This is a genomic window from Pseudomonas lundensis (assembly GCF_015377145.2).
In the GTDB taxonomy this organism is placed as follows: Bacteria; Pseudomonadota; Gammaproteobacteria; order Pseudomonadales; family Pseudomonadaceae; genus Aquipseudomonas; species Aquipseudomonas lundensis.
In genome coordinates, this window is the sequence record NZ_CP062158.2 from 3,950,401 (window position 1) to 3,968,044 (window position 17,644).

15 protein-coding genes are annotated in these 17,644 nt (G+C 60.6%); 6 read left to right on the forward strand and 9 right to left on the reverse strand.

Annotation, left to right across the window (positions count from 1 at the left end; all coding sequences use genetic code 11):
- Window positions 1-28 precede the first annotated feature (28 nt).
- From tldD to mreB, 8 genes are all read right to left on the reverse strand, one after another.
- Window positions 29-1,471, reverse strand: coding sequence for a metalloprotease TldD (gene tldD, locus IF654_RS18640; protein ID WP_047273354.1), 1,443 nt, complete (start codon window positions 1,469-1,471; stop codon window positions 29-31).
- A gap of 59 nt (window positions 1,472-1,530) precedes the next feature.
- The gene (locus IF654_RS18645; RefSeq protein WP_047282076.1) at window positions 1,531-2,379 is read right to left on the reverse strand and encodes a carbon-nitrogen hydrolase family protein; all 849 of its coding nucleotides are present in this window, start codon (window positions 2,377-2,379) and stop codon (window positions 1,531-1,533) included.
- 20 nt (window positions 2,380-2,399) lie between these two features.
- Window positions 2,400-6,212 (reverse strand): YhdP family protein, encoded by a 3,813-nt coding sequence (locus tag IF654_RS18650; RefSeq protein WP_194862155.1) that lies wholly within the window; start codon window positions 6,210-6,212, stop codon window positions 2,400-2,402.
- A 76-nt stretch (window positions 6,213-6,288) separates the two neighbouring features.
- Entirely contained in the window at window positions 6,289-7,746 is a 1,458-nt protein-coding gene (gene rng, locus IF654_RS18655; protein WP_047273351.1) for a ribonuclease G, read from the reverse strand.
- 56 nt (window positions 7,747-7,802) lie between these two features.
- Window positions 7,803-8,408, reverse strand: coding sequence for a Maf family protein (locus tag IF654_RS18660; RefSeq protein WP_194862154.1), 606 nt, complete (start codon window positions 8,406-8,408; stop codon window positions 7,803-7,805).
- A 52-nt stretch (window positions 8,409-8,460) separates the two neighbouring features.
- Window positions 8,461-8,949 (reverse strand): rod shape-determining protein MreD, encoded by a 489-nt coding sequence (gene mreD, locus IF654_RS18665; RefSeq protein ID WP_047273349.1) that lies wholly within the window; start codon window positions 8,947-8,949, stop codon window positions 8,461-8,463.
- Window positions 8,949-10,028, reverse strand: a complete 1,080-nt coding sequence (mreC, locus tag IF654_RS18670) for a rod shape-determining protein MreC (RefSeq protein ID WP_080960815.1) — start codon at window positions 10,026-10,028, stop codon at window positions 8,949-8,951. The genes mreD and mreC overlap by 1 nt, the downstream gene beginning before the upstream one ends.
- Before the next feature lie 143 nt (window positions 10,029-10,171).
- Window positions 10,172-11,209 carry a rod shape-determining protein MreB gene (gene mreB, locus IF654_RS18675; RefSeq protein WP_002555108.1) on the reverse strand — a complete coding sequence of 346 codons (1,038 nt, stop codon included), beginning with the start codon at window positions 11,207-11,209 and terminating at the stop codon, window positions 10,172-10,174.
- Between the two features lie 210 nt (window positions 11,210-11,419).
- Here mreB and gatC point away from each other — a divergent pair, with 210 nt between their 5' ends.
- The 6 genes from gatC (at window position 11,420) to IF654_RS18705 (ending at window position 16,635) form a co-directional block, all read left to right on the forward strand.
- On the forward strand, window positions 11,420-11,707 hold the full coding sequence (gatC, locus tag IF654_RS18680; RefSeq protein ID WP_047273347.1) for an Asp-tRNA(Asn)/Glu-tRNA(Gln) amidotransferase subunit GatC: 288 nt from the start codon (window positions 11,420-11,422) through the stop codon (window positions 11,705-11,707).
- Between the two features lie 14 nt (window positions 11,708-11,721).
- Complete coding sequence (gene gatA, locus IF654_RS18685) at window positions 11,722-13,173, forward strand: Asp-tRNA(Asn)/Glu-tRNA(Gln) amidotransferase subunit GatA (RefSeq protein ID WP_047273346.1); 1,452 nt, start codon at window positions 11,722-11,724, stop codon at window positions 13,171-13,173.
- 10 nt (window positions 13,174-13,183) lie between these two features.
- Entirely contained in the window at window positions 13,184-14,629 is a 1,446-nt protein-coding gene (gene gatB, locus IF654_RS18690; protein WP_047280035.1) for an Asp-tRNA(Asn)/Glu-tRNA(Gln) amidotransferase subunit GatB, read from the forward strand.
- A gap of 162 nt (window positions 14,630-14,791) precedes the next feature.
- On the forward strand, window positions 14,792-15,163 hold the full coding sequence (locus tag IF654_RS18695) for a septal ring lytic transglycosylase RlpA family protein (protein WP_047273344.1): 372 nt from the start codon (window positions 14,792-14,794) through the stop codon (window positions 15,161-15,163).
- A 48-nt stretch (window positions 15,164-15,211) separates the two neighbouring features.
- A complete protein-coding gene (locus IF654_RS18700; protein ID WP_047275456.1) occupies window positions 15,212-16,252 on the forward strand; it encodes a calcium/sodium antiporter in 1,041 nt (346 codons plus the stop codon).
- Between the two features lie 38 nt (window positions 16,253-16,290).
- Window positions 16,291-16,635 (forward strand): carboxymuconolactone decarboxylase family protein, encoded by a 345-nt coding sequence (locus IF654_RS18705; RefSeq protein ID WP_094988010.1) that lies wholly within the window; start codon window positions 16,291-16,293, stop codon window positions 16,633-16,635.
- Here the strand turns inward: IF654_RS18705 and IF654_RS18710 are convergent.
- Window positions 16,632-17,573: an AEC family transporter gene (locus IF654_RS18710; RefSeq protein ID WP_047273342.1), complete on the reverse strand. Its 942-nt coding sequence runs from the start codon at window positions 17,571-17,573 to the stop codon at window positions 16,632-16,634. The two genes, IF654_RS18705 and IF654_RS18710, sit on opposite strands and share 4 nt — an antisense overlap.
- Window positions 17,574-17,644: the final 71 nt, after the last annotated feature.

Here is a 17,644-nt window from a genome sequence, read left to right on the forward strand (position 1 = left end):
GGTTGCCCTGCAACCCGCCCGCAGCCCGTCAACTGCCCGTACCGCCGACTGTAATTGCATCAATCTTCAAGGTTGGCTGACCGACGCCCACCGGCACCGACTGCCCGTCCTTGCCACATGTCCCTACACCGCTGTCCAGCGACAGGTCATTACCGACCATCGACACTTTGCTCATCGCTTCGGGTCCGTTGCCAATCAGGGTCGCGCCCTTGACCGGACGGGTGATTTTGCCGTCTTCGATCAAATACGCTTCGCTGGTGGAAAACACGAACTTGCCGCTGGTGATGTCGACCTGACCACCGCCCAGATTGGCGCAGTAGATGCCCTTTTTCACCGAGGCAATGATCTCAGCCGGATCGCTTTCGCCGCCCAACATGTAGGTGTTGGTCATGCGTGGCATGGGTAAATGTGCATAGGATTCGCGACGACCGTTACCGGTGCGGGCCACGCCCATCAAGCGCGCATTCAGTTTGTCTTGCATGTAACCCTTGAGTACGCCGTTTTCGATCAACGTCGTGCACTCGGTCGGGGTGCCTTCGTCGTCCACGCTCAACGAGCCGCGACGCCCTGGCAAGGTGCCGTCATCGACGATGGTGCACAAGCTCGAAGCCACACGCTCGCCCATGCGGCCGCTGTAGGCTGAACTGCCCTTGCGATTGAAATCCCCCTCCAGACCATGGCCCACGGCTTCGTGCAGCAACACGCCCGACCAACCGGAACCCAGTACGACAGGCAGGGTACCGGCCGGTGCCGGTACGGCTTCGAGGTTGACCAGCGCCTGACGCAAGGCTTCGCGGGCATAGCCCATGGCGCGGTCGTCAGTCAGGAAATAACGGTAATCCGTACGCCCGCCGCCGCCATGTCCGCCCCGCTCACGACGACCGTTTTGCTCAACGATGACACTCACGTTGAAGCGCACCAACGGCCGCACGTCTGCCGCCAGGCCACCATCGGTGGAAGCCACCAGAATGCGTTCCCACACCCCGGCCATGCTCACGGTGACTTGTTGAATGCGCGGGTCGAGGGCGCGGGTGGCGGCGTCGACGCGCTTGAGCAGTTCGACCTTTTGCGCACGGCTGATGACTTCCAGCGGGTTGTCCGGCGCATACAACTGCGCTACATCCTGCGTGGTGAAGGCTTGAACGGTGCCGTGCTGACCGGCCCGAGAGATCGAGCGCGCTGCACGGGCGGCCAGCCCCAATGCCTCAAGGGTGATGGCGTTGCTGTAGGCAAATCCGGTTTTCTCGCCGGACTGGGCGCGTACACCTACGCCTTGATCCAAATTGAAGCTGCCTTCTTTTACGATGCCGTCTTCCAGTGCCCAGGATTCGGAAATCTGGCCCTGAAAGTACAAATCCGCCGCATCGATCCCCGGCCCGGCCAGGTCACCCAGCACGGTCTGCAGGCTCTCAAGGGTGACACCGCCCGGTGCCAACAGGTGTTCGCTGACTGAGGTCAACAACTCGCTCATATTCACTCCGTCTTGGCCCGTGCTTCAGCATCTTTGAGTGCCGAACCCATGGGCCTGAATTAGCCTTGCGTGGCAGGTCGCTGTGCGCCCTGCGAAAAAAATCGCCGGTGGCTGACCACCGGCATGCGTGCCCTGATGGCCGCTTGTTCTGCTGCATCGCGTGGGGCGATCAAAACGCCCTCACCTTGCGCCTGCTCAGCCAGCACTCGGCCCCAGGGGTCAATGATGGCCGCGTGGCCGAAAGTCTCACGTGGCCCCGGATGTACGCCACCTTGTGCCGCCGCCAACACGTAACATTGAGTTTCAATGGCCCGGGCACGGATCAGGATGTCCCAATGCGCCGCCCCGGTCACAGCGGTAAAGGCCGACGGTGCACTGATCAGTTCGGCACCGGCTGCACGTAGCTCGCTGTACAGCTCGGGGAAGCGCAGGTCATAACACACCGTCATGCCCAACTTGCCGACCGGCGTGTCTGCCACGACCACCTGCTCACCTTGAGCATAGTCGTCAGACTCACGGTACCGGCCACGATTGTCAGACACGTCTACGTCAAACAAGTGCAGCTTGTCGTAGCGCGCCACCTGTTCACCGTCTGCGTTGATCAACAGCGAACAGGCACGGGATTTGGCATCGGGCTGACCGGCAGGCGGCAATGGCAAAGTGCCCGCCACCACCCATAACTTGAGGTCGCAAGCGGTCTGTTTCAACCAGGGCAGGATTGGACCTTCGCCCAACGCCTCGGCTCGCCCCACGGCGGCCATGTCTCGGCGCCCCATGGCCGCGAAGTTCTCCGGCAGCACGACCAGTTGTGCGCCACCGGCTGCCGCGTCTTCAAGTAAACGCCGGGCTTGAGCCAAGTTGGCCAGCACATCGCTTTGACTGACCATTTGAATCACTGCTAACGACATGCCCTGCTCCTCGGTCGCGCTTACTTCTTCTCGAATGGCTTGTCGAAGGTGATCTTCGGATCCTGCCATGGCCCTTTGATGCTGTATTGCACACTCGCAAAGCGCGACACCTGATCACCGATCAACTTGTTGATCAGGAACAACGCACCGCCGACGGCCGGGGCGCCCACCAGCAAAGCCGCGATCGGCAAGTTATTGGTCACGGGCAAGGTCACCAGCAAATTCGCATCCACTTGGTCGGTCACCATGTTCAGCGTGCCGCTCAGCTCAAGGTTGCTTGAAGGGCCGGTCATGGTGATGGGCTTGTTCGCGCGGTACACCCCGCGATTGGCTTGTAGCAGACCTTTGACGCGGTCGTAACTCAATCCTTTGCCGAACAGGTCGGAGAAGTCCAGGCGCAAGCGTCGACCGATGGAGTTGAAGTTCAGCAGCCCAAAAATGCGCAGCACCTGCGCGCTGCCATCGACCTCCACAAACTGGCCTTTGTTCAAGGACGCGTCCAGTGTGCCGCTGAAGCGCTTGAGGCCAATCCACGCCGGTGAACCCGGCCAGTTGCCATCGACGTCCAGTCGGAAGCTGTCACTGGTGACGCTCGGTGCGAAGCCCCAGTTTTTCAGCACGTCCGCCAGATTCCGCCCGCCCAGGCGGCCCTTGTACCAACTGTTGCTGGCGCCAGCAAAACCCTCCCAGCCGCCCGAACCTTCAAGCAGCAGGCCTTTGAGCCCCAGGTTGAGGTTGTTGAGCAACACGCCACGATTGGTGGGCCGCACATTGAGCGACCAGGCGCCGATCAGGTCTGGGCCTTGGTAGAGCTGGCGGATGATGATGTCCATCGCCGGAATTTTACGCGGGTCAACCGATGCCAAAGGGTCAGGGGCATTCTCATCAGCCACAGCTTTAGGGTCGGTCGCCGGCAGCCGAACGATCTGCATGGTGATGGCAATCGGGGCGTGTTTCGCATCAGGCAGCGTGACCGAGCCGACTGCCTGTTTGCTGTCGATTTTCATCCCCCACGACGCCGGGTAGCGGTTCATCTGCAAGCGGACCTGGTCGAGCTGGGTGCCCATGGCAATCAGTTTGCCAATTTTGAAATCCGCACTGCTGAGCAATTGCTGTGCGCTGCCCCCCACATCCTTGCCCGCATAACGCTCCACCACTGCCTGCCACGGCGCCACGTCCAGTTCCGAGAGTACGCCGCGGACACGCAAGCCCTTGCTGGTCGGCAACGAAGCCGCTCCGGCGCCGAGGTACAACTCGCCGCGGCCTGCCTCAAGCTTGCCGTCCGGCGCGGCGAACGTCAGGCTCGCCAGGTTGCCGTAGTCAAACCAGTACCGCTTCTCGGCCCCCTGCAGGGTCATGCGAAATACGCTGTCACGACTTTCATTGGTTGCCAGGCCAAACGGTGCGGGCAAATCAATCGCCGCGCCTTTGAGGCTGGAATTGACACGCAACTGGCTGTCCGCGCCGTCGAGCGTCAGTTGCAATTGATAGGGCAGGTTGCCGGAAACCGGAATCGGCTGGTTGAACTTCAGCCAGCTGGTCAGGGTTTTTACGGCGATTTGGCCATTGGCAACCACGCGAGTACTGATGCGGCCCGGTTTGCCGTCGGCAAAAATCTGCGCGTTGACCGGCCGGTCGAATGCGCGGGCGGTGATGCCTTTGCCGCTCAGGCCTTTGGCACTGTCAAAGCGGAAATCACCCTTGAGCTGCGTCAGTTCAAGCTCCGGTTCGCTGATTTTGAGCCGCGCCTTGTCGGTTTTGAAATCCACCACGATGTTCGGTTCGACGCTGTGCTCAAGCGGTATATCCAGGTCGACCCGCCCGGTGAGCGAGCCATCACCCTGCCAACCGGCAAAGGTGTCAGCGGTGCCGATGGGGGCTTCTTGAAGGATTTTCAGGCCGTCGCCCAAACCGCCTGCAAAGTCCCCTTGCAACAGCAAGTGACTGACCTTGCCGCTGGGAACGTGGGGAATATTGACTGCGACATCACGCACCTCGGTGTCGAGCAACTGGCCTTTGCTGGCCATGATCCGCACGCCGCTGTCCTCGATGAAGACGTCACCCGATACATTCCGTACATGGGGCCAGCCCGGCTGGAAGGCCAACTCGGCGCCATGCACCTTGAAAAACAGGCTGAGGGTGCGCGCGGCCGCGACTGCATCATGGCTTAACGAGCCCTGGTACTGGAAGAAGCCCTCCTCCACATCACCCTTGATGATGGCGGTGCTGAGCCATTCAGTCAGGGCCGGGCTCAAGACTTCAGGCAGGTATTTAGGGGTGAAACGGCCGTCGCCGTCGGTCAGCCCGACGCGCAGGTCCATGTAGTCTTCCTGCGAATGGTCCAGATGGATGCGGATCAGGAAGTCGGCAGCGATCTTGCCCTCTTCGCCCAGCACCTTGATGTAGGGCGCGATGAGGGTGAAGGTGTCTTTGCTCAGGGTCCAGGTCAGCAAGGCGTTGGCCTGCTGGTACTGCCAAGGTTTGGCGAAGATCGGGTCCAGGTGCAGCATGAAATCCTTGCTGTCCAGCCGCAGCTCGCCCTTGCCCAGGTCGCCGCTGATCAGGCCGCTGACATTGCGCGCCGCAGGTGCACCGTGGGTGGCGTTGAAACCGACTTGCTGCAGATTGGCCGCGAAACTGAGCTTTTGATCGCCGCTCACGTGAGGGCGAAAATCAACCAGCACATTGCGCAGCGTGCCAGTCGCCTTGAGTTGATCGACAACTTTGGCCACGCCCTCCGGCCACGGCGCCAGCGCGTCCAGCAAGGGGGTGATCGGGGTCAGGTTCACATGATCGGCTTGCAGGTGCCAGCGCTCCTGCGCTGTGTCTGTGCCCTTGAACTGCTGCACTTGCGCGCGGGTTTCCCAGCGCGTATCGCCCAGGCTCATGGCCAGGGAATCCAGCACCAGGTTGTAACCCTGCTCGCCGCGTTCCAGCCAGGCATGCAAGGCCAGGTTGTCGATAGTGGCTGGCTTGCGGTCTGCGTAGGCACCGGTGAACGTGGGGGCGTTAAGTCGGGCGGTGGCGCTTTGCACTGTACCGTTGCCCCAATTGAACCAGAACTCACCACCGGCCTTGAGTGTCTTGAGGGTCCAGCCTTGGGTCATGCTGGACGGCAGCCATTTGGCCCAATTACTTTGCGGCAGGCTGACATACGCTTGCGCCGCGCCGTCACGCCACTGGCTGGCGCGAATCTGGCTTTTGACACTCAGCGCAACCGGCTGGCCATCGGGTAAGGTCAACCGCGCATCCAGGCGTTGATCGGAAGACCCCACGTCGAGGGTCAGGCCGACATACGTCAGGGTCATCGGCGCTTTTTTATACGGTTCCAGGGTCAACTGGCTGTCGAGCACGGAGAGACGCGCAACCTTTTGCAGCTGATTGAGTAACTGCTCGGGGTCCAGAGGCTTGTCGTCCTGGACTGGCAAACCTTCGAGGGTCCAGTGCCCGTCCTTGTCCTGGCGCGCACTCAGTTGCAAGCCATTGAGCTGCACGTGGGCGATACGTACTTCGCGGGCCAGCACGCTGCCCCAGACATCAGGCACCACTTGCACTTCATCCAGGCGCAAGGCGCTGCGACCTTCGCCCACCATCACGTCATGTGCCAGCAGCACCGGCGCCATGCCGCGCCAGCGCCCTTCGAGGCTGCCGATGGTCAATGGCATGCCCAAGGCATCGCGGGCCTTGGTTTGCACGTCGGCGCGGTATTCGGCAATCAGGGGCGTGAGTTCTCGCCCGAGGCTGACGTAGAGCGCCGTCAGCACCAGCAATAACGCACAAAGACTTAATCCCCAGCGGGTCAGCGCGGCAAAAAAGCGTGTCAGACGCTCCATGTCAGGTGGCCCCTTCAGTAATGATCGAAGGGGCTGAATGCAGCCCCCTTTTTAAATCCGGACATCCCGTGCAACTTCAGAGCAGCACCACGTCGTATTGTTCCTGGGAGTACATGGTTTCCACTTGAAAGCGGATCGTACGCCCGATAAACCCTTCCAACTCCGCCACATTGCCCGATTCTTCATCCAGCAACCGGTCAACCACGCGCTGACTGGCCAGCACGCGATACCCCTCGGCTTGATACGCACGGGCTTCGCGCAGGATTTCACGGAATATTTCGTAGCAGATGGTTTCCGGGGTTTTCAACTTGCCCCGCCCTTGGCAGCACACGCAGGGTTCACAGAGCACCTGTTCGAGGCTCTCACGGGTCCGCTTGCGGGTCATTTGCACCAACCCCAACTCGGTAATGCCGATGATGTTGGTTTTGGCGTGATCGCGTTCGAGTTGCTTTTCGAGCGTGCGCAGCACCTGCCGCTGGTGCTCTTCGTCTTCCATGTCGATGAAGTCGATGATGATGATGCCGCCCAGGTTGCGCAGACGCAGTTGACGCGCAATGGCCGTTGCCGCTTCGAGGTTGGTCTTGAAGATGGTTTCTTCAAGATTGCGATGCCCCACGAACGCGCCGGTGTTGACGTCAATGGTGGTCATGGCTTCAGCCGGGTCCACCACCAGATAGCCGCCCGACTTGAGTGGCACTTTGCGGTCGAGGGCTTTCTGGATTTCGCTTTCAACGCCGTACAAATCAAAGATCGGCCGTTCGCCGGGGTAATGCTCCAGACGGTCCGCAATTTCTGGCATCAGCTCAGCCACGAACTGCGTGGTTTTCTGGAAGGTTTCGCGGGAGTCGATGCGGATTTTTTCAATCTTCGGGCTGACCAGGTCGCGCAGGGTACGCAAGGCCAGGCCCAGGTCTTCATAAATGACCGTCGGAGCGCCGACGGTTTTGATCTGGGCACCGATTTGGTCCCACAGGCGACGCAGGTAGCGAATGTCCATCAGGATTTCATCCGCGCCCGCGCCTTCGGCCGCTGTACGCAGGATGAAACCGCCCGCTTCCTTGATACCTTCCTGCGCCACGCAATCACTGACCACCTGTTTGAGGCGGTCCCGTTCGGCTTCGTCTTCGATCTTCAGGGAGATGCCGACATGGGCCGTGCGCGGCATGTACACCAGATAACGCGAAGGAATCGACAATTGGGTCGTCAACCGTGCGCCTTTGGAGCCGATCGGGTCTTTGGTGACCTGCACCACCAGGCTTTGGCCTTCATGAACCAGCGAGCTGATGCTTTCGACCGCCTGACCTTCACGCAGGGAGATTTCGGAAGCATGGATGAATGCCGCACGGTCCAGGCCGATGTCCACGAATGCCGCTTGCATGCCGGGCAAAACACGAACGACCTTGCCTTTATAAATGTTGCCGACAATGCCTCGGCGCTGGGTGCGCTCGACATGCACCTCTTGCAAAACACCGTTTTCTACCACCGCCACGCGCGATTCCATCGGCGTGATGTTGATCAGGATCTCTTCACTCATGGCTGGGTCTCGTTCAGGCGTCATCACAGTAGTGCCACGTTTCATGGGTGCAATAGTTAGCGCACGGAAAGGGTTTGCCAACAGGGTATGCCGAAATGTCCCAGCAGTTCTGCGGTTTCGCACACGGGCAAGCCCACGACAGCGGAATAGCTGCCCTCAAGCCCGGACACAAATACCGCGCCCAGCCCCTGAATCGCGTAGCCACCGGCTTTATCCAGCGGTTCGCCGCTGGCCCAGTAACGCGCAGCCTCTTGTGTGCTGATGTTTCTGAAACGCACTGCGCTGCGCACCACACGGGTTTCGCAGCGGGTTGCATCAATCAGGGCAATGGCGGTCAAGACTTCATGCTCGCGGCCAGATAACGCCATGAGCATAGCCAAGGCATCGGCTTCGTCGACGGGTTTGCCAAGAATCTGTCCGTCCAGCACCACGGCGGTGTCAGCGCCCAACACGCAAAAAGCATCGCCCGGAGACGACACCATGACGTGCTTATAACCTGCACGCGCTTTTTCGCGCGCCAGCCGCTCGACATACGCCGTGGCGGCCTCATTGACCAAAGGGGTTTCGTCGATGGCAGCACTGACGGTGCTGAAGGGCACGCCGATTTGAGTCAGTAACTCGCGTCGGCGGGGTGAGCCTGAGGCCAGATAAAGCGAAGTCATCGAGACATCTCCCTGTCAGTGTGCGCAAACCAGGAAATGGCTCACGCTTCCATCAATTGATTTTGAAACGTCGAACCAGCCCGCGCAGCCCGTAGCTGACCCAAGGCCACAACAAGGCGCTGACCAGTGCAGGCAGCACCAGCGCCAGGGTTGGCTGACGGTTCCCGGTCAAGGCGCTGAGCCACAATTGCGCCAACTGGGCCAGGCCAAAGATGACCAGCAACACCAGGCTTTGCTGCCACATCGGGAACATGCGCAGGCGCTGTTGCAGGGACAGCACGAGGAAGGTGATCAGGGTCAGGATCAAAGCGTTCTGCCCCAGCAGCGTGCCGTAAACCACGTCTTCAACCAGGCCCAGGCACCACGCGGTGACCATGCCCACCTTGTGCGGCATGTACAGCGCCCAGAAAGCCAGCAACAACGCCAGCCACAGCGGACGGAACACTTCCATGAACTGCGGCATTGGCGAAACGCTGAGCAAGACGCCAATGGCAAACGTCAGCCAGATGATCCAGCCATTACGTGAACGGATACCCGCCATTATTGCCTCTCCCGGGTGGTGGCCGGCGCAGCGGCTGGCGGCGTGGCTGCGGCGGGTGTTGCAACGGGCGCAGGTTTTTTGACCGCTCCGGCGGCGGGCGCAGGCGTTGCTGGCGTGGTGACCGCGGGCGCCGGGGCCACGGCGGGCACGGATGCAGGCACGGGCTTGGGCACAGTCGCCGGAATAATGGGCTGCGGCTCGCCGTTGTTTTCGGCTTCCTGGGCTTGAGCCGCGTCGTTGGCGCGCTCTTCAGGGGTGCGGCTGTCGCTGAAGACCAACAGCAAGTAACGGCTGCGGTTCAGAGCGGCTGTCGGCACGGCCCGCACAATAGCGAATGGCTGGCCCGAGTCGTGAATCACTTCCTTGACCGTTGCGACCGGATAGCCCGCCGGGAAGCGTTGCCCCAGACCCGAGCTGACCAGCAGGTCGCCCTCTTTGATATCCGCCGTGTCGGCCACATGGCGCAATTCCAGGCGTTCGGGGTTGCCCGTGCCACTGGCAATTGCACGCAGCCCGTTGCGGTTGACCTGTACCGGAATGCTGTGGGTGGTGTCGGTCAGCAGCAAAACCCGCGAGGTGTAGGGCATCAACTCGACCACTTGCCCCATCAGCCCGCGGGCATCGAGCACCGGTTGACCGAGCACCACGCCGTCGCGCTCACCCTTGTTGATGATGATGCGATGAGTAAACGGGTTGGGGTCCATGCCGATCAGCTCGGCCACTTCAACCTTTTCGTTGACCAGCGCAGAGGAATTCAGCAACTCGCGCAGGCGAACGTTTTGCTCGGTCAGGGCGGCGAGTTTTTGCATACGCCCTTGCAGCAGAAGGTTTTCAGTCTTGAGCTTCTCGTTCTCGGCGACCAGCTCCGTCCGGCTACCAAACTGACTGGCGACGCCCTGGAACAGACGTTGCGGCAGATCGGTAATCCAGTAGGTCTGCATCAGCACCAGCGACATTTGACTGCGCACCGGCTTGAGCAACGTGAAACGGGCATCGACCACCATCAGCGCGACCGATAGCACGACCAGCACCAACAGGCGCACGCCCAAAGAGGGGCCTTTGGAAAAGAGCGGTTTAATAAGCCGCTCCTCCGGGGCAAGGATTCAATGTATTCATACGGCTTCAAGCGGCCTGGATGAAGATTGACAAAAGATAAACGCCAAAAGGCAGCACAGCAAAGTGCTACCTTTTGGTGATAACCCTCGAACTGCAACCACCGATATTATTCGCTGGAGAGCAGATCCATGGTGTGCTTATCCATCATTTCCAGCGCACGGCCACCACCACGCGCAACGCAGGTCAGCGGGTCTTCGGCAACGATGACCGGCAAACCGGTTTCCTGGGCCAGCAACTTGTCGAGGTCACGCAACAATGCGCCACCACCGGTCAGCACCAGGCCACGCTCGGCGATGTCCGACGCCAGCTCTGGCGGGGATTGTTCCAGCGCGCTTTTAACGGCCTGAACGATGGTCGCCAGCGACTCTTGCAGGGCTTCAAGCACTTCATTGGAGTTCAGAGTGAAGGCACGTGGAACGCCTTCAGCCAGGTTACGGCCGCGCACGTCTACTTCACGCACTTCACCGCCCGGATAGGCCGTGCCGATTTCCTGCTTGATGCGCTCGGCGGTCGATTCACCGATCAGGCTGCCGTAGTTACGGCGCACATAGGTGATGATCGCTTCGTCGAAGCGGTCGCCGCCAACCCGTACGGATTCGGCGTAAACCACACCGTTCAGGGAGATCAGCGCGATTTCAGTGGTACCGCCACCGATATCGACCACCATCGAGCCGCGAGCTTCCTCAACCGGCAAGCCGGCGCCGATGGCAGCGGCCATCGGTTCTTCAATCAGGAAGACTTCACGGGCGCCGGCACCCAGTGCCGACTCACGAATGGCGCGACGCTCAACCTGAGTCGATTTGCACGGCACGCAAATCAGAACCCGAGGGCTTGGCTGCAGGAAGCTGTTCTCGTGAACCTTGTTGATAAAGTACTGCAGCATTTTTTCGCACACGCTGAAGTCAGCGATCACGCCGTCCTTCATCGGACGAATGGCTGCAATGTTGCCCGGTGTACGGCCCAGCATGCGCTTGGCCTCGGTGCCGACGGCAACGACACTTTTCTGGTTACCGTGTGTCCGAATAGCCACAACCGATGGCTCATTCAGGACAATACCGCGCTCGCGCACGTAAATAAGGGTGTTGGCAGTGCCCAGGTCGATGGAAAGATCGCTGGAAAACATGCCACGCAGTTTCTTGAACATGGGAAAGGGACCCTAGGCAACGCGTGGGTAAAAAAGTGCGGCAAACTCTAACAACGACAGGGATTTTGGGCAAGGCGCCAATATGTTAAATTGGCCGCTTTTCCGAGCACCAGCCCCCACAATCGCGGCCATATGACCGTAGAAATGCGGTAGTGTTCCGACAATCTAACACACGGATAGCATCCGTCTTGTTTTCCACTGGAGAATCCCATGGCGCTTGAACGCTCCGACGTGGAAAAAATCGCTCATTTGGCCCGCCTGGGTCTGAATGATGCCGATCTGCCACGCACCACCGAAGCCCTTAACAGCATTTTGGGGCTGATTGACCAGATGCAGGCTGTCGACACCACCGGTATCGAGCCGCTGGCCCACCCCCTGGAAGCCAGCCAGCGCCTGCGTGCAGACGTCGTGACTGAAACCAATCACCGCGAGGCTTACCAGTCCATCGCGCCAGCGGTCGAAAACGGCCTCTATCTGGTTCCCAAGGTCATCGAGTAAAAGGAAGAGCCTGCATGCATCAAATGACTCTGGCCGAGATCGCCCGCGGACTCGCCGATAAAAAGTTTTCGTCTGAAGAGCTGACCAAAACCCTGCTGGCGCGAATCGCCCAACTGGACCCGCAGCTCAACAGCTTTATTACCCTCACCGAAGACCTCGCCCTGGAGCAGGCCAAGGCCGCCGACGCACGTCGCGCCAACGGTGAAACCGGCGCCCTGCTGGGTGCGCCAATCGGTCACAAGGACTTGTTCTGCACCCTCGGCGTGCGCACCAGCTGCGGCTCGAAGATGCTCGACAACTTCAAGGCCCCGTACGACGCCACGGTAGTGTCCAAGCTGGCCGCTGCCGGCGCGGTGAGCCTGGGCAAGACCAACATGGACGAGTTCGCGATGGGCTCGGCCAACGAATCGAGCTACTACGGCGCCGTCAAAAACCCGTGGAACCTCGAGCACGTGCCCGGCGGTTCGTCCGGAGGGTCGGCCGCCGCAGTAGCCGCCCGCCTGTTGCCAGCCGCTACCGGCACCGACACTGGCGGTTCGATCCGTCAGCCCGCCGCGTTGACCAACCTCACCGGCCTGAAACCGACCTACGGTCGCGTCTCGCGCTGGGGCATGATTGCCTACGCCTCCAGCCTCGACCAAGGCGGCCCGTTGGCGCGCACGGCTGAAGACTGCGCCATCCTGCTGCAAGGCATGGCCGGTTTCGACCCGCAAGATTCCACCAGCATCGATGAGCCCGTGCCGGACTTCAGCGCCAACCTGAACACTTCGCTGCAAGGCCTGCGCATTGGCGTACCGAAAGAGTTCTTCAGCGAGGGCCTCGACCCGCGCATCGCGGAGCTGGTGCACACCAGCATCAAAGAACTCGAAAAACTCGGCGCCGTGATCAAGCCCATCAGCCTGCCCAACATGCAGCACGCGATCCCTGCGTACTACGTGATCGCGCCGGCAGAAGCGTCTTCCAACCTGTCGCGTTTTGACGGCGTGCGCTTCGGCCATCGCTGCGAAGACCCGAAAGACCTCACCGACCTGTACAAGCGCTCGCGCGCCGAAGGCTTCGGCCCTGAAGTGCAGCGCCGGATTCTGGTGGGCGCCTATGCGCTGTCGGCCGGTTACTACGATGCGTACTACCTGCAAGCGCAAAAAATCCGCCGCCTGATCAAAAACGACTTCATGGCTGCCTTTAATGAAGTCGACATCATCCTCGGCCCAACCACGCCTAACCCGGCCTGGAAAATCGGCGCTAAAAACAGCGACCCGGTCTCGGCCTACCTGGAAGACGTCTACACCATCACCGCCAACCTCGCGGGCCTGCCAGGCCTGTCGATGCCAGCCGGTTTTGTCGACGGCTTGCCAGTGGGCGTGCAGTTGCTGGCACCTTACTTCCAGGAAGGTCGCCTGCTCAACGTCGCTCACCAGTACCAGTTGAACACTGACTGGCACACGCGCTCACCTGCCGGCTTCTGAGGAGAAACATATGCAATGGGAAGTTGTGATCGGGCTGGAAATTCACTCCCAGCTCGCCACCCAATCGAAGATTTTCTCCGGTAGCGCCACCACTTTTGGCTCGGAGCCGAACACCCAGGCCAGCCTGGTTGACCTGGGCATGCCGGGCGTATTGCCGGTGCTCAACGAAGAAGCCGTGCGCATGGCCGTGATGTTTGGCCTGGCGGTGGACGCTGAGATCGGTCAGCACAACGTCTTCGCCCGTAAAAACTATTTCTACCCGGACCTGCCCAAGGGCTACCAGATCAGCCAGATGGAATTGCCGATCGTCGGCAAGGGTCATTTGGACATCACACTGGAAGACGGCACGGTCAAACGGGTGGGCATTACCCGTGCGCACCTTGAAGAAGATGCCGGCAAGAGCCTGCACGAAGACTTCAGCGGCTCGACCGGTATCGACCTGAACCGCGCGGGCACCCCGCTGCTGGAAATCGTTTCCGAGCCGGACATGCGCAGCGCCAAAGAAGCAGTCGCTTACGTCAAGGCCATGCACGCCCTGGTGCGCTACCTGGGCATCTGCGATGGCAACATGGCCGAAGGCTCGCTGCGTTGCGACTGCAACGTGTCGATTCGCCCGGTGGGCCAGGCCGAGTTCGGCACCCGCTGCGAGATCAAGAACGTCAACTCGTTCCGCTTTATCGAAAAGGCGATCAACAGCGAAGTACAACGCCAGATCGAGCTGATCGAAGACGGCGGCAAGGTGGTTCAGCAAACCCGCCTGTACGACCCGAACAAAGACGAAACCCGCGCCATGCGCAGCAAAGAGGAAGCCAACGACTACCGTTACTTCCCGGACCCGGACCTGCTGCCGGTCGTCATCGAAGACTCGTTCATCGAAGACGTTCGCGCCACCCTGCCGGAACTGCCGCCGCAAAAGCGCGAGCGTTTCCAGTCGCAGTTCGGCCTGTCGACCTATGACGCCAGCGTCTTGGCTTCCAGCCGCGAGCAAGCGGACTACTTCGAAAAAGTGGTCAGCATCAGCGGTGACGCCAAACTGGCCGCCAACTGGGTCATGGTCGAGCTGGGCAGCCTGCTCAACAAACAAGGCCTGGACATCGACCAGTCGCCGGTTACGGCCGAACAACTGGGCGGCATGTTGCAGCGCATCAAGGACAACACCATCTCCGGCAAGATCGCCAAAGTGGTGCTTGAAGCCATGGCCAACGGCGAAGGCAGCGCAGACGACGTCATCGAAAAACGCGGCCTCAAGCAAGTGACCGACAGCGGCGCGATTGAAAAAGTGCTGGATGAAGTGCTGGCGGCCAACGCCGAGCAAGTTGAGCAATACCGTGCGGCAGACGAAGCCAAGCGCGGCAAAATGTTCGGCTTCTTTGTCGGCCAGGCCATGAAAGCCTCCAAAGGCAAAGCCAACCCGCAACAAGTCAACGAATTGCTCAAGAGCAAACTCGAAGGCTAACGCACCGGCTACACACGATACCTGTGGTCACGGACGAGGCCTCAGGCTGCGAGGGGTTGCGAAGCAGCCCCCTTTATCGGGAAGGCCTCACCCGGCCTTGTCGCAGCCTGGCACCTCGTCAGCGGCTACACCGGTTAATACGCTTACGAGGATTCCCCCCCCATGAAGCAGCTACTCGGCGCCTGCGCCCTGCTGAGCCTGCTCGCGGGTTGTGCCAGTCACGACATAGACCCGCGCGGCTATGACAAAACCGGCGTTGCCTCTTATTACGGCGCCCGCCACCATGGCAAACGTACTGCCAGCGGCGAACCTTTCGATCAGCACGCCCTCAGCGCCGCCCATCGCCAACTGGCGTTCGGCAGCCGCGTCCTGGTCACCAATCTGAGCAATAACAAATCGGTTGTGGTGCGCATCAATGATCGCGGCCCTCACACCCGTGGCCGATTGATTGATCTTTCGCGCCAGGCCGCCCGGCAGTTGGGTATGCTGCGCAGCGGCACCGCCAATGTCCGAATCCAGGGCTTGAGCGATTAATCAGGGAGTGGCTGCGATTTGGGCTTGAACGCGTTATCGACATGGAACCTGCTGCAATTGCTCTGCGGTCTCGGCCTGCTGGTCGCCGGTGCAGAACTGCTGGTGCGCTGCGCCGTCAGCATGGCAGCCACGCTCAAAGTCCGCCCATTGCTGATCGGCCTGACCGTGGTCGCACTGGGCAGCAGCGCCCCGCAAATGACCGTCAGCCTGCAAGCCGCCTTCAATGACACCCCGGACATTGCCGTCGGCAGCGTGATCGGCAGCAACATCTTCAACGTGCTGGTCACCCTGGGGCTTTCCGCACTGATTATCCCGTTGCGCGTCTCTCGCCAGCTGGTACGCCTGGACATCCCGCTGATGGTGATTGCCAGCGCACTGGTGTTCGCCCTGGCCCTCAACACGGAACTCGACCGGCTGGACGGCGTAATCTTGCTGTGCGGCCTGACAGGCTACCTGGGCCTGTTGCTGCGCCAGTCGCGCCATGGCAGCCATCATCATGTCAGTCACGACCAACCCCAGCATTCCTGGCTGCGCAATGTGCTGATGATGCTCTGCGCCCTGCTCCTGCTCGGGCTTGCCGGTCGGCTATTGCTAGGCGCCGCGGTTGATGTCGCGACGCAGCTGGGGCTGTCGGAGCGCATCATCGGCCTGACCATCGTTGCCGTGTGCACGTCGCTGCCGGAGCTGGCCACCTCGCTGATTGCCGCCTTTCGCGGACAACGTGAAATTGCCGTGGGCAACGTGATCGGCAGCAACGTCTTCAACCTGCTGGGCGTGCTGGGCATCACCGCACTGGTGTCCCCCGCGCCGCTGTCCGTTTCACCGAACGCCCTGGCCTTCGACTTGCCCGTCATGCTCGGGGTCGCGGCCTTGTGCCTGCCCATTTTCTACAGCGGCTACCGCGTCACGCGGGCAGAAGGCGTGTTGCTTCTGGGGTTGTATCTCGTCTACGGGCTGCATGTCGTGTCGTTCACCACCGGCATGCCGCTGGCCGGAAAACTCGAACACCTGATGCTGTTTTTTATCCTGCCGGCGCTGCTGGTGTATGTGCTGTTCAGTACCCTGCGCGCGTGGCGTCGACAACACTAAGGAGTCTTCCCTTGAATAATAAAAAGACCGGACTTGAAATGCGCCGCCAGGTGATGGGCGATGAATTTGTGGACCGCGCCCAGGGCAACGCCACTGACTTCACGCAGCCGTTGCAAGACTTCGTCAACGAGCACGCATGGGGCGGTGTGTGGAACCGAGAAGGCTTGCCCCTCAAGACCCGCAGCCTGATCACCCTGGCCACCCTGACCGCGCTCAAGTGCCCTCAGGAACTCAAAGGCCACGTGCGCGGCGCGCTGAACAACGGCTGCAGCGTAGAGGAGATCCGCGAAGCCCTGCTGCATTGCGCGGTGTACGCAGGGGTTCCGGCGGCCATTGATGCGTTTCGGGCAGCGCAAGAAGTCATCGACAGCTACGACGCTTAAATCCAGCCGCCCCACTGCAAGACAAAAATCCCGATATTGGTCGTGACCGCCGCCATCACCGTGGTGATCACGATGATGGCAGCCGCGAGTTCATGATTGCCATTGGCGGCGCGCGCCATGACAAAACTGGCCGCGGCAGTCGGGCTGGCGAAATACAGAAACAGCGTGCCCAGTTCCGGCCCGCGAAAACCGTACAACCATGCGCCCCACGTGGTAATGAGCGGCAGGCCAATCATCTTCAGCAAGCTGGCGCTGAAGGCCAGATCGCCACTTTTGCGCAGGGCCGCGAGTGACAACGTGCCGCCGATACAGATCAGCGCCAACGGCAAGGTCATCGCAGCCAGATATTCCCCGGATGCCTGCAACCAGCCGGGCAACACTATCTTGAATGCAGCAAACGGCACGGCTGCCAGCACACTGATAATCAGCGGGTTGCGAAACACGCTTTTGCAGATGCTCCACGGGTCGGATTTGATCACCGGGCTGTACACGGCCAGCACGATGGTCGACAACGTGTTGTACAGCAGGATCACCAGCGCCGCGAGCACAGCCCCCAACGAGATGCCGTAGGCGCCGTACATACTGGCGGCCAGCGCCAGCCCGATCACCGCGTTATTGCCGCGAAAAGCGCCCTGCGTGTAGATGCCACGGTCTTCGCGTGGGCACCGCCAGATCGACCAGCCCCAGGCCAACGCGAAGCTCACCAGGGTCGCCACCGTGAAGTAGCCCAAGACTTTAGGCTGCAAGGCGGCATTAAGGTCCGCGTGCACAATGCCCAGAAACAACAACGCCGGCATGGTGACGTTAAACACCAGAGCCGACGCAGTATGGATGAAGCTGTCATTGATCCAGCCGACACGCTTGAGCACTACCCCCACAAACAGCATGGCAAATACGGGCGCAGTGATGGTCAGGGTCTGAAGGAAAATAGCCAGCATGCCAAGCAATTCCGATTGCAATCGTCAGACCGCGAATCTTATGCCAGGGACAGGAGCAACACCTAATATTG